The 13,308-nt window shown below is 64.8% G+C and carries 9 protein-coding genes; 3 read left to right on the top strand and 6 right to left on the bottom strand.

The annotated features are described in order from the left end of the window. Positions 1–177 precede the first annotated feature (177 nt). The 6 genes from AB6N07_RS09450 to AB6N07_RS09425 all read right to left on the bottom strand — a co-directional run bounded on the left by AB6N07_RS09450 (position 178) and on the right by AB6N07_RS09425 (position 9,470). Complete coding sequence (locus AB6N07_RS09450; RefSeq protein WP_370677546.1) at positions 178–1,131, bottom strand: substrate-binding domain-containing protein; 954 nt, start codon at positions 1,129–1,131, stop codon at positions 178–180. 67 nt (positions 1,132–1,198) lie between these two features. Beyond that, positions 1,199–2,221 carry an ABC transporter permease gene (locus AB6N07_RS09445; RefSeq protein ID WP_370677545.1) on the bottom strand — a complete coding sequence of 341 codons (1,023 nt, stop codon included), beginning with the start codon at positions 2,219–2,221 and terminating at the stop codon, positions 1,199–1,201. A gap of 14 nt (positions 2,222–2,235) precedes the next feature. Next, on the bottom strand, positions 2,236–3,684 hold the full coding sequence (xylB, locus tag AB6N07_RS09440; RefSeq protein ID WP_370677544.1) for a xylulokinase: 1,449 nt from the start codon (positions 3,682–3,684) through the stop codon (positions 2,236–2,238). A gap of 10 nt (positions 3,685–3,694) precedes the next feature. Then, complete coding sequence (locus tag AB6N07_RS09435) at positions 3,695–4,318, bottom strand: SIS domain-containing protein (protein WP_370677543.1); 624 nt, start codon at positions 4,316–4,318, stop codon at positions 3,695–3,697. 83 nt (positions 4,319–4,401) lie between these two features. Continuing rightward, complete coding sequence (locus AB6N07_RS09430; protein WP_370677542.1) at positions 4,402–5,349, bottom strand: sugar-binding transcriptional regulator; 948 nt, start codon at positions 5,347–5,349, stop codon at positions 4,402–4,404. Positions 5,350–6,074: 725 nt separating this feature from the next. Further along, positions 6,075–9,470: an acyl-[ACP]--phospholipid O-acyltransferase gene (locus AB6N07_RS09425; RefSeq protein WP_370677541.1), complete on the bottom strand. Its 3,396-nt coding sequence runs from the start codon at positions 9,468–9,470 to the stop codon at positions 6,075–6,077. A gap of 224 nt (positions 9,471–9,694) precedes the next feature. Here AB6N07_RS09425 and AB6N07_RS09420 point away from each other — a divergent pair, with 224 nt between their 5' ends. The 3 genes from AB6N07_RS09420 (at position 9,695) to AB6N07_RS09410 (ending at position 12,960) form a co-directional block, all read left to right on the top strand. Next, a complete protein-coding gene (locus tag AB6N07_RS09420; protein WP_370677540.1) occupies positions 9,695–10,309 on the top strand; it encodes a TetR/AcrR family transcriptional regulator in 615 nt (204 codons plus the stop codon). Positions 10,310–10,904: 595 nt separating this feature from the next. Beyond that, positions 10,905–11,477: a histidine phosphatase family protein gene (locus AB6N07_RS09415; RefSeq protein ID WP_370677539.1), complete on the top strand. Its 573-nt coding sequence runs from the start codon at positions 10,905–10,907 to the stop codon at positions 11,475–11,477. A gap of 253 nt (positions 11,478–11,730) precedes the next feature. Then, a complete protein-coding gene (locus AB6N07_RS09410) occupies positions 11,731–12,960 on the top strand; it encodes a Fic family protein (RefSeq protein ID WP_370677538.1) in 1,230 nt (409 codons plus the stop codon). Positions 12,961–13,308 lie beyond the last annotated feature (348 nt).

Here is a 13,308-nt window from a genome sequence, read left to right as displayed (position 1 = left end):
AGGTCCGCGCGACGCTGTTGCTGGCTCAACGTTTGTTTTGTTCAAAGCCTGGCTCGAAACTCGCTGGAGTGAGGCAGATAGCGATGAGTTCGAGAACCGGAGCGGACTATCTGTCCGTGAGCACCGGAAGCGCAGAGCTCGAAGCTAGATGTCCACTCCAGTAGAGTTTCAGGCGGCTCAGTAGGCTTTGTCGACTGTTTCGGCCGCATTATCCTTGTTGACGAGCAGCGGCGGGCTGTCGACCACCGGGGCCAGCTTCTCGCCAGCGAGATACTTCTTGATGTTCTCCACCTGGATCTGGGCGAGCTTGGCCGGTTCCTGGATGGCGCCGGCCTTCAGGATCGAGTTCTCCTCGATATGCTTGACGCCGAGCTTGTCGACGAAGGCGTAGAGCTTCACGTCCTCGCGGCCGATCTGCTGGATGGCGGCAATCGCGCCGAGGGCGGCCGGCTCGGTGTCGGAGTAGACCACGGTGATGTCGGGGTTGCCCTGCAGCATCTCGGTGGTCACCTTCAGCGAGGTGGTCTCCTCGACCTTGCCGTTGACCAGCGCCACGAACTTGACGTTCGGGTTGGAGGCAAGCGCTTCCTTAAAGCCGTCGTCGCGGGTGTTGGCCGAGACCGACGTCGGCTCGCCGACGATGCCGATGACGGCCTTGCCAGTCGGCCCGATATCCTTCAGCAGCTGCTGGCCGATGTAGACGCCGCCGGCCTTCTGGTCGGTCTGCACGGCCTGCACCACGGTCAGGTTCTGCGCCTTGAGGCCTTCCGGATCGGGCAACAGGTTGATGGTGAACACCGGGATCTTCGCCTGGTTCAGCTCGGCAACCGACGCGACGCACGGGCCGGACGACACGCAGTTGAGGGCCACGGCGGCGATGCCTTGCTGGGCGAAGGTCTGCACCTGCGACAGCTGCTTGGCCTCGTCGTTGTCGGCGATCAGCACGCGCACTTCGAAGCCCTGGGCGTCGCCGTTCTGCTCGAAGCTCTTCTTCATGGCGACGTAATAGGGGTTGGTGAGGTTGGGCAGGGCGACGCCCAACACTGGCTTGTCGGCCGCGTAGGCAGAGGCTGCGAACAGCAGCGACGCGCCGATGGCGGTCAGGGCGGTATTCCTCCAGAGGTCCTTCATCTTACTCCTCCAAGCTTGATGCGCTTTGGTTGTCTGGCGCCGGGAGGGCGCCATTTTCGGGCGGGGTTCATGCCCCGCCGGAAATCTTGCTCTTCAAAAGCCTCACCCAGGAGAGCGACAGGCGGCTCGAAGAGCGCATGGTGTCGAAGGTCACGCCCACCAGAATGATCACGCCGATCACCAGGGGCTGCCAATAAGCGTTGACGTTCAGCACGTTCATGAGGTTGGAAATGGTGGCGATCAGCGTCGCGCCGACCATGGCGCCGTAGATGGTGCCGATGCCGCCGAACAGGCTGACGCCGCCGACCACCGCGCCGGCGATCGAGAAGAACAGCTCGTCGCCCCGGCCGGCCGTCGGATAGCCGGTCATCAGGCGCGAAGCGTAGACCAGTCCGCCACAGGCGCCGCAGAAGCCGGAGATGGCGTAGACCAGCACGGTGATGCGCGAGGTGTTGACGCCGGCCAGCCGCGCCGCCTCGGCATTGCCGCCGACGGCCAGGATGTGGGTACCCGTCACGCTGCGCTTGATGAAGATGGCGGCGGCGGCGATGGCGATGGCCAGCGCGATCACCGGGAAGGGAATGCCGAAGAACCGAGCCTGACCGATCATGCGGAAGCCGAACTGCATGATGCGGATCGACTCGGCGCCGGTGATGATCTGCGGGATCGACGCGGCAACGCCCATCATGGCGAAGGTGACGATGAACGGCGGCACGCCGGTCTTGTCGATGATCAAACCGTTGACCGCGCCGGCCAGCGCACCGACCACCAGCACCATCAGCGCGGCCACCGGCCAGGGCAGGCCCAGCGTTTCCATGAACACGGCGGCCAGCACGCAGGTCATCGCCACCACCGACCCGCAGGACAGGTCGATGCCGCCGGTGAACAGCACGAAGGTCTGTCCGAGACACAGGAAACCGATCACCGCGCCGTTGAGCAGCAGCACGAAGATGTTGGACAGCGTCAGGAAATTCGGCGACGCCAGGGCCCCGCCCGCCAGCACGACCAGCAGCACGAAGGCAATGCCGGCTTCGGCGGGAATCCTGATGGTGTTGGCCGCCTTGGCTGGCGGCTGAATGGCGTTGGTCATAAGTCCTCCCTGGCCTATTCGGCAAGCCGCCGCGCCCGGCGATAGGCCGTCCTCACGCCTTCCGCCTCGGCGGTGGCGTCGGCCTTGGGTTCGGCGACGATCTGGTAGTGTGGCATCCATTCCTCGGCGACCGCCGATGCCGTCCGGCCGGTCACCGCCGCCGCGGCCTGAACGGCGGCGCCGGCCGCCGCCGCCTCCGGCAGATCGCAGGTCCACACCGGCCGTCCGGTGAGGTCGGCGAGAATCTGTCGGTAAGCGCGCGACCGTGAGGCGCCGCCGGTGACGATCAGCCGGCCGTCGGTTCTGAGCCCCTGCGACACCAAGAGGTCTCCTCCTTCCAGAAGGCCGCAGATAACGCCCTCCACCGCCGCGCGGGCCATCTGGCCAGGCGTCACATCGCTGCGCAGCCCGCTCAGCAAGCCGGTGGCGCCCGGCAGATCGGGCGTCCGCTCGCCGTCGAGATAGGGCACCAGCACCAGCCCGCGCGCGCCCGGCGGCGTTTCGAGCGCCAGGGCGTCGAAGGCGTCCACGCCGACGCCGAGGATGCGGCGGAAGGCATCGGTGACCTTGGCGGCGTTGAGCGTCGTCACCATCGGCAGATAGGCCTCGGTGGCGTCGGCATAGCCGTTGATGGCGCCGCTCTCGTCCTTGATGGCCATCGGCGTGCGGCCGTAAATGGTGCCGCTGGTGCCCAAGGAGATGACGAGGTCGCCCTCCTTGATGCCCATGCCCAAGGCGGCGGTCTGGTTGTCGCCCGAACCGGCGGCGGCGACGGCCCCGACCAGCCCGTCGATACCCGCGCAGGCCGCGACCGGGCCGGAAATCTCACTGGAACCGACGATGTCCGGCAACACGCGCTGCCAGTCGATGCCGGGGACGGCGGTATCGGCCAGCTCGAAGTCCCAGGCATTGCGGAACGGATCGAAATAGCCGGTGCCCGAGGAAACGCCCCGCTCGGTGGCGGCGCGTCCCGTGAGGCGGAACAGAATATAGTCGGACGGCAGCATGATATGCCGCGCCCTGGCGACGAGACCGGGATGGACGCGCTCGGTCCAGGCAAGTTTGCTGACGGTCAGCGCCGGCGCCGGGATCGAGCCGGTGCGGTCGGCCCAGGCCTTCGGCGCCAACCTGTCGCGCAGCCGCGCGGCATCGGGCGCCGCCTCGGTGTCGTTCCACAGCTTGGCGTCGCGCAGGGCGACAGCGTTCTCGTCGAGCAGGACGAGGCCGTGGCCCTGGCCGCCCACCGACACGGCGGCGATGGCCGGCAGGAAATCGGCGAGGTCGGCGAAGGCGGCCCGAAGCGCCTGCCACCAGGCCTCGGGCGCCTGCTCGCTACGCGGCGGCGTCGTCGGCGGATGCGGTTTGCGGGCCTCGCCGACCACGGCGCCATCGTCGAGCCGTCTCAGAACGACGGTGCAGGACTGGGTCGAAGAGTCGATACCGGCCACGAGATCGCGGGGCATGGCGTTACCCTCAGTTGCTGCCGAGCCGCTTCAAGGTCTTCTCCGCGTCGCGTCCAACCGCGCCGGAGGGGTGGGTGAACAACAGGTTCTCCCAGGGGTAGCCTCTGGCCACGCGCAGCATCTCGGCCAGCACGTCGGTCACCGCCGCGGCGGCCAGCGAACTGCCGGTGGCGACGACGCCGCCGAGGTCGCCGTCAACAGGCAGCTTCAGGACGATGACGTGATCGGCCATGGCGGCGAGCGGCGAGGCGGGGTCGGCGGTGACGGCGATCAGGCCGGAGCACAGCGTCTTGGCGCGGGCGCAGAAATCGTTGAGTTCGGCCGAGCTGCCACCCTTGGAAAGCGCGAGCACCACATCGTCGGCCTGCAGCACGCCGAGGCCGCCGTGCAGACCGTCGCCGGGCGACAGGTAGAAGGCCGGCGTGCCGCACACCGACAGGATATGCGCACCGCGTGAGGCCACGTTGCCCGAGGTGCCGCTGCCGGTCACCAGGATCTTGCCCCGGCAGGTGGAAAGACGCCGCGCGGCGGCGAGAAAGCTGTCGTCGACACTGTCGAGAATAGACGTGATCGAAGCCGCGTCGGCGCGAACGACGTTCCTGGCCCTGTCGAGCCAATCTTGATCTGACTGCATGTATGCCTCCCTTGGCATGGGTAGTCATACGTGCTCAGGCTTTTGTCGTCAAGTGAGTATATGACCGCTCATTTGAGCGGATACTAGGAGCGTGCTTCCTCCACCAGCCGCCGCGCCACGCTGCTGTCGGTGATCATGGTGGTGACCCAGCCGCCCTTCAGCACCGCCCGGATGGCGTCGACCTTTTCGAGGCCGCCACCGGCGACGATCCGTTCGGGAATGCGCCGCAGCTGTTCGGTGCTGAGGCAGAGACCGGCGGTATCCAGCGGGCTGGGAACGGCCCGCCCCTCGGGGTCGATCAGCGTGGCGCAGATATCGGCCAGCACGTTGTGCTTCAGCGCCTCGCGCCGCCAATCCTCGGGAAAACCGGAGCAAAGGCAGGATTCCTGGGGCCGCCAGGAGCCGACGCCGACCACCAGCGCGTCGATCTTGTCGTAGCGCGACATGGCGTCGGCAATCGACGGTTCGGCCCTCAGCTTGTCGATCAGGCCGGGATCTTCCACCCACATCGGCCCGAACAGCGGATAGGCTTGACCACCGGCGGCGCGGGCGAACCGGTGCACCAGTTCGGTAGGGTTCTGCGACAGATCAAGCCGAGCCGGGCTGCCGGCCGCCTGGACCACATCCACCTTGGGAAGGTTGGACACCGCCTTGGCGGCGGCCGCCAGCGTCCGCCCCCAGGACAGACCGAGCAGTTGCCCGTCAGTCAGCGTCTCCTCGAGAAAATCGGCCACCAGCAGCCCGAGCGGCTCGATCAGCGAGGTCGACGGCAGGTCCGGACCGTCGAGCACCAGCGCCACCTTGAGGCCATAGACCTCGCGCAGCCGCTCGGCCAGCTCGGTGTTGAGCTCGCTCTGGTCGCGGATCTCGATGTGAACGATGCCTTCCTTCAGCGCCGTCTCGATCAACCGCGCCACCTTGAAGCGGGAGATGCCGAGCTTGTCGGCGATTTCCGATTTGGTCTGGTTTTCCAGATAGTACCGGCGCGCCACAAGGGCGGCCTGGAGTTTCTGAAGGGGGCGTTTGGGCATCTGGAAGCATCTCCGCTCATTTGATCGGAACTGCTAGCATATTTGCAAAGCGCCGTGAGCCTTGAGGATGAAAGAAATTGGTCGATACAACCGACAAGTGCCACGCCCCCTATCGCCTTCGGAGCGCTATATCGGCCGATCGCCCCATCCTGCCTGAGGTTCTCTGCCTTCGCAGAGAATGACACTTTATGGGTAGGGGCGCGCCGCTATCTACCTGTTCCATAAATATAATCCTGTCATTCTCTGCGAAGGCAGAGAACCTCAGGCCGAAAGGGGCTCCATGAGCACTATCAGCCGCCCATGTCCTTGGAGCGTCATATCGGCCGATCGCCTCTTCCTGCCTGAGGTCCTCTGCCTTCGCAGAGAATGACACCTTATGGGCAGGTGAAAACGCCGCTATCTAACTGTTTTATATATATAATTCTGTCTTCCTCTGCGCAGGCAGAGGACCTCAGGCCGAAAGGGGCTCCATGAGCACTATCAGCCGCCCATGTCCTTGGAGCGTCATATCGGCCGATCGCCTCTTCCTGCCTGAGGTCCTCTGCCTTCGCAGAGAATGACACCTTATGGGCAGGTGAAAACGCCACTATCTATCTGTTTTATATATAATTTTGTCATCCTCTGCGCAGGCAGAGGACCTCAGGCCGAAAGAGGCTCCGAGGGCACTATCAGCCGCCCATGTCCTCGGAGCCCCGTATCGATCCGCCATCAACCGTCCCGAAGCGCTACGCCGCTTCTACGGCATGCGCTTCCACCAGCTTCCCCAGCGCCGCGAAATCCGTCTTGCCCGAACCGAGCAGCGGCAACCCCGGCACCACCAGCACCTCGCTGGGGACCATCAGTTCCGTCGCGCCGCGCCCGCGTGCGAAGGCCATGAAGGTGTCCCGGTCTGCCCCCGTCTTGTCGGTCACCAGGATGATGCGCTCGCCCTTCTTGGCGTCCGGAACGCTGGCGGCGGCCGAGGCGGCGCCCGGCCAGCAGCCGGCGGCCAGCGCGTCGATGGCGGCCAGCGACACCATCTCGCCGCCGATCTTGGCGAAGCGCTTGGCGCGGCCCTTGATGGCGATGAAGCCGTCGCCGTCGATCGCCACGATGTCGCCGGTGTCGTACCAGCCCTCCTCGGGGGCCTCGAGCACGCCGGGCTTTTCGGTGCGGAGATAGCCGAGCATCACGTTGGGCCCACGCACATGCAGGCGTCCGCCCGCCTCGATGCCGTCCACCGCCTCCAGCCGATGCTCGATGCCGGGCAGCAGGCGGCCGACGCTGCCGGCGCGGTTATACATCGGTGTGTTGAGCGCCAGCACCGGCGCCGTCTCGGTCACGCCATAGCCCTCCAGGATGCGCAGGCCGAACTTCTCCGAATAGAGCTTGCGCGTCGCCTCCTTCACTGCCTCGGCGCCGGCCACCAGCAGGCGCAGCGAGCGGAAATCGTAAGGGTGGGCCATGCGGCCGTAGCCGTTCAAGAACGTGTCGGTACCGAACAGCACGGTGGCGTTGGTCTCGTAGACCAGTTCCGGGATGATCCGGTAGTGCAGCGGTGTCGGGTAGAGGAACACCGACACCCCGGAGACCAGCGGCAGGATCAGCCCGGCGGTGAGCCCGAAGGAGTGGAAGATCGGCAGCGCGTTGAAGGCGGTATCGGGGCGCGAGAAATCTATGCGCGCCGCCACCTGCGCCACGTTGGCCAGGATGTTGCGATGGCTGAGCACCACACCCTTCGGCGTGCCCTCCGACCCCGAGGTGAACAGGATGGCGGCCGGCGTATCCGGGCCGGCATCGGTCTGCCGGCGCGACCAGTTGAGGAGGGCGTCGATCTTGTCGCCCCTGGTCACCGTGGCGCGGAGATCTTCCAGCCAGACGATCCTGAGCTTGTCACCGATGGCGGCGATCACCGGCTCCAGCCGGCCCTTTTCCACGAACACGCGCGAGGTGACGAACACCTTGGCTTCACAGGCGGCACAAGCGGCGAGAATGTTGGTCGGGCCGGCCGTGAAGTTGATCATCGCCGGCACGCGGCCGGTCGCTTGCAGCCCCAGGAAAGCCGCCACGCCGCCGACGGCGTTGGGCACCATCAGCGCCACCGCCTCGCCCGGTGCGGTCAGCGGCATGAGCTTGCGGCCGAGAATGCGCGCGCCCATCAAAAGGCGACGATAGCTGAGCTTGCCGACCACCGGGTCGCTCACCGCCACCCGGCCGGCGCCGTTCTGGCGGCCGGCGGCGACGATCGCCTCGAAAATGCTGAGGTCGGTGTCGGTGGTGCGGAACATCATGTCCGACATGATGCCGTAGAGCGCGTTGCCGGCCGCCTGCCGGCGCAGCTTGCCCTTGAGGGTGTCCGGCAGGCTGAGACGGGCCGGCGGGATGATGGTCACCGTCACCTTGGGGAACCAGCGGCGCTTCACCTGCAGCGAATTCAAACGGCTGAACACCGTCGATTCCAGGCCCGACAGCCGCACCGGCACGATCGGCGCCCCGGACTTCTCGGCGATCAGGCCGACGCCGTCGTAAACCTTCATCAGCGTGCCGGTGACGGTGATCCGCCCCTCGGGGAAGATGATCAGCGTCTCGCCAGCCTTGACGGCGGCGATCAGCGAGCGGGTGGCCAGCGGCCGCGTCGGATCGAGCGGGATGGCGCGGGTAAAGCGCAGGAACGGCTTCACCCACCAGGCCTCGGCGATGGTGTGGTCGATGGCGAACACCGGATCGCGGTCGAGCAAGGATATGGCGACCACGGCATCGAGGAAGCTGGTGTGGTTGAGGGCGATGATCGTCCCCTGCCCGGCCGGCGGAATGTTCTCCGTGCCGGTCACTTCCATGCGGAACACGGCGCGCAGCAGAATGGAGACGAGATCGCTGAGCGGGTTGGTCGGCAGCACGCGGAAAATCCACACCGCCGAACCGAGCGCCACCACGCCGAGCGCCACCAGCACCATCGGCACGGTCGCGCCCAGCATCTGCGCGGCGGCCACCGCGCCGGCGCCAGCCACCATGAACAGGGCCGTCAACGCATTGATGGCGCCGACCACCCGGGCACGGCGGGTCACCGGCGCCCAATGCTGGGCGGCGGCGAACGACGGCACGATGAACACGCCACCGGCGATCGCCAGGGCGGCGAGATCAAGGGCGGCATGGATGGCGCCGGGGTGGCTGAAGAATTCGCGGAGGCTGTCGGTGGCCGGAGCTGGGGCAAGGCCTGACAGCGTTGAGGCAAGATCGAGGGCGGCAAGGCCGATCGCTACCGAGGCGACCGGCACTGGCAACAGCACGATGCGGCCGGCCGACAGCCAGGCGCCGAGGCCGGATCCCAGGGCGATCGACACCGCGAACACCGTCAGATAGGCCGAAACCGCCGCCTCGCGGCCGCCGAGGATATCCTTCACCATGGTCGGCATCAGCGCCATCGCCACCACGCCGAACATCCAGAACAGACTGACCATGACGCCGGTGCGCCACAGGCGCGCCTCCGCCCACAGTTCGCCGATCAGCCGCACGGTGGAACCGAAAACGTTGGCATCAACAGCCGCTTCCGGGCTGGCGGCACCCACCTTGGGCATCGCCAGGGCGGCAAGCCAGCTGCCCACGGCCAGCGTCATCATGGCAACGCCGAACACGATAGGGCCGCCATAGGCGCCGGTGGCAAAACCGCCGGCATAGGTGCCGAGCAGGATCGCGACGAAGGTGGCCCCTTCCACCAGCGCGTTGCCGCGCGCCAGCTCCGAGGGGGCCAGAAGGTCGGGCAGGATGCCGTATTTGATCGGCCCGAACAGGGCGGAGATCACCCCGAACAGCACCAGCGCCGACATCAGCACGCTGACCGACTGGATGGCGAAGCCGAGAACCGCCAGGCCGGCAATGGAAATCTCGACCAGCTTCAACCATTGCGCCACGCGGGCCTTGTCATAGCGGTCGGCCAACTGGCCGCCCAACCCCGACAGGAAGATGAACGGCAGCATCAAGATGCCGCTGGCAATGGTCACCAGCGACTCCCCGCCCTGAACGCCCATCTGGAACAGGATCATGAACACCAGGGCGTTCTTCAGGAAATTGTCGTTGAAGGCGGAAAAGAACTGCACGAGGAACAGCGGCCCGAAACGGCGCTGGATCAGGAGCGACTTGCTCATGGGAACCGATGACCTCCGAGGCGGAAACGCCTGGCGACTGGATAAGGAAGCAAACGCCGCTGAAACGCAAATGACGGGCGGACGCCCACCCCATCAACGCGCTTCAGCTCCGATCGTTCCCGTGGTATGAACATTGTTCATGAGATTTATGTAGCCAAAAAATGAACATCGTTCAACACAAATAATGAACGTCGTTCAAATCGCATCGAAATAGGTAAACGCCGATGAATGCCCCCCTCTCCGAACGGCGTCACGCCCAGCTTTCCGCCCTGATCGACGCCGCCGAACGCCGCATTGCCGAGGGCGGCGCGGCAAGCCTCAGGGCGCGCGACCTCGCCGGCGACATCGGCATCGCCCTGGGTGGCCTCTACAACATCGTCGGAGATCTCGACGAGCTCCTGCTCCGCGTCTCCTCGCGCACCCTCGGCCGCCTCGGCGAGGCGCTGACCGCCACCTCCGATGCCCTGCCGCTCGAAACGAAAGACGACGCGGTGAACCGCCTCGTCGCCATCGCCCACGCCTACCTGCATTTCGCGCGCGACAATCTGCGGCTATGGCGCACCCTGTTCGAACTGCACTTGGCCGACGACATGGTGCTGCCGGCCTGGGCCGCCGACGATCAGCTCCGCCTGTTCCGCCACGTCGCCGCCCCCCTCGCCCTCCTCCTCCCCGACCTCGACGAAACGGCCCAGACCCTCACCGCCCGCACCCTGTTCGCCGCCGTCCACGGCATCGTCACCCTAGGACTGGAGGAGCGGCTGGTGGCGGTGCCGCTCGAAGCGCTGGAAGCGCAGATCGAGTGGCTGGTAAGGGCGACATGCCGGGGGCTGCGGGAGTAAGGGAGCCCGACCCTACCCATGAATTGTCATTCTCTGCGTGAGAAAGAGAACCTCAGGCAGGAAGAGGTGATCGGTCGATATGGCGCTCCAAGGACATGGGCGCCTGATAGTGCCCTCGGAGCCCCTTTCGGCCTGAGGTCCTATGCCTGCGCAGAGGATGACAATTTATATATAAAACAGATAGGTAGCGGCTTTTTCACCTACCCATAAGGTGTCATTCTCTGCGAAGGCAGAGAACCTCAGGCAGGAAGAGGCGATCGGCCGATATGGCGCTCCAAGGACATGGACGCCTGATAGTGCTCATGGAGCCCCTTTCGGCCTGAGGTCCTCAGCCTGCGCGGAGGATGAAAAAATTGTATATATAAAACAGATAGATAGCGGCGCGCCCCTACCCATAAACTGTCATTCTCTGCGAAGGCAGAGAACCTCAGGCAGAATGGGGCATGCCGCAACTATCAGGCTCCCGTGCCGATCCGATCCCTGCCGCCTTGTGAAGGCACTTCCCCCCCTATAACCGCCCCCCTGTTCTCCGATCGTCGCAAAGCGCGGCCTATCATCTCCGGAACGCCCCCCCTTGCCTTCAACGGAGATCGCCTTGCGCCACGTCTTTTTCATCACCCACCCGGAAGTGGTGGTCGATCCCGGCCGTCTCGTCCCGCGCTGGCACCTCGCCGACAGGGGCATCGCGCGGATGCGGGCTTTCGCCGCCTCGCCCGAGATGCAAGCCGTCACCTCGATATGGTCGAGCGATGAAACCAAGGCGATGGAAGCCGCCGGCATCCTGAGCACCACCCTCAACTTGCCCTCTCGCATCCACCCCGACCTGCACGAAAACGACCGCGGCGCCACCAGCTTCCTGCCGCCAGCCGAATTCGAAGACCTCGCCCACCAGTTCTTCGCCACGCCGAACGCCTCCGTGCGCGGCTGGGAACGCGCCATCGACGCCCAGCAACGGGTCCGCGCCGCCTTCGAAGCCATCATCGCGGAAGAAACCAAGGGCGACATTGCCATCGTCGCCCACGGCGGCGTCGGCACCCTGCTGCTCTGCCACCTGCTCGGCACGCCCATCACCCGCGCCCACGACCAACCCTTCCAGGGCCACTACTGGGCCTACGCCCCGGAAAACCAAATCCTCCTCCACCCCTGGCGCCCCATCGCGCCAAGGTAGGAAGCTTGCCCTCCGCCTTCGCTGAAGAAGACAGAATTATATATACGGAATAGACAGATAGCCGCCCGTGTGGCGTCCATACGTGCCCTTCTCTGCGTGAGAAAGAGAACCTCAGGCAGGATGGAGCAAGCGGCCGGCATGGCGCTCGCAGATCGGCAACCATGATCGGCAACCATGATCGGCAATATGTGCTGTAAGTTCCACCTAAACTATTGTATTATTGCCGTTCTAAGACCCACAGAGATCGGCAAAAATGATCGAGACTCCCGACCGCATCGAGCCTTGCTTCTTCGAGGACGACATTCCCAGGGTGTTGGCCGATCTCGCTATCGAAATCCAGCGGGAAGCCGATACCCTCGGCCGGGGATTGCATCCGGATTCCGCCGCTGAGCTGGCCGATCTCATCCGCGTCATGAACTGCTACTACAGCAACCTGATCGAAGGTCACAACACCCGCCCGAAAGACATCGAGCGGGTCCTCAATGGCTTCGATGTGGAGCCGGAGCGGCGGCCGCTGGCGCTCGAAGCTCGCGCCCATGTCATCGTTCAGAGGGAAATCGACGAACTCCACGCGCGCGGCGAACTGCCGTCGCCATCCTCGGCGAGCTTCATCGTCTGGATTCATCGCCGCTTCTATGAAGAGATGCCACCGGAATTCCGTCACGTGACGCATCCCGATGGCCGAATTTCTGAAATCGTGCCGGGCGCATTCAGGTCCAGACCCGACGAAGACGTGGAAGTGGGGCGCCACGTACCGCCGTCGTCGGAGCGCGTAGGCGCCTTCATCACGCATTTCGAGAGGCGTTACGGCGCCGCGGAAAAATGGGCGAGCACACGCATCATTGCCATCGCCGCGGCCCATCATCGCCTCAACTACATCCACCCCTTCGTCGACGGCAACGGCCGCGTCAGTCGCCTGATGTCCCACGCGATGGCCCTCAAGGCGGGCATCGGCGGGGGCGGTTTGTGGTCGATCTCCAGGGGGCTTGCCCGAGGGCTTCGCGATCGGGGCGAGTACAAGCGAATGATGGACTACGCCGACAGCCCCCGTCGCGGAGATCTTGATGGACGAGGAAACCTGTCGGCCCAGGCCCTGGCAGATTTCTGCGAATGGTTCATGTCTGTCGCCCTCGATCAGATCCGCTTCTCCCAGGCGATCTTCGACCTGCCGCGTCTGGAAAGCCGCATTCGAAGCCTCGTATCCGATATCGTCGCAGACCCGCGCGCCCCGGATCTCGCGGCCACCATCCTCAGAATGGGGTCGATGGATCGCGGCGACGCATCCCTTGTGCTCAGAACATCGGAACGTACCGCGCGCAATACGCTGACCGACCTCCTCAAGGCCGGTTTCCTGAAATCGAAAACGCCCAAAGCCCCCGTCAGACTGGCCTTCCCGCTCGACTACCGTGAACGGCTTTTCCCCAACCTTTTCGCGGAAGCCGAATTCACGCCGCCAGAGCCGCCGGCATACCGGGTGCCGTAAGCGAGATAACCGAGTTAGCCTTCGCCATCCCAATTCCAGCTATCGGACTTTTTGCATTGAGAATTCCGCACCCACGGTGGCAAATTTCCACAAGTAAATTTTTCACACTAGCAACTATTTACCAAGTTGCCCGTGACGGCAAAAAGAGGAGATCAAAGGCCTGCTAGGCCATCTCTCCTCCTCACGCTCTTAAAATAATGACCGTACCTTCGCCGCCAGCCTGACAACGTTGTCCAGGCGGACGCGGCCGGTATGAATATTGTCCGGCAGCTTATTTTTACGATGACAGGCGGGAAAGTGCTCAAAGTATCCTGAAGGATTCACGTTCCACAGAAAAGACAATAACGG

The sequence above is a fragment of the Pleomorphomonas sp. PLEO genome, assembly GCF_041320595.1.
Classification (GTDB): Bacteria; Pseudomonadota; Alphaproteobacteria; order Rhizobiales; family Pleomorphomonadaceae; genus Pleomorphomonas.
The sequence above is the reverse complement of the archived record's forward strand: the minus strand, read 5'-3'. Positions and strand labels throughout refer to the sequence as shown.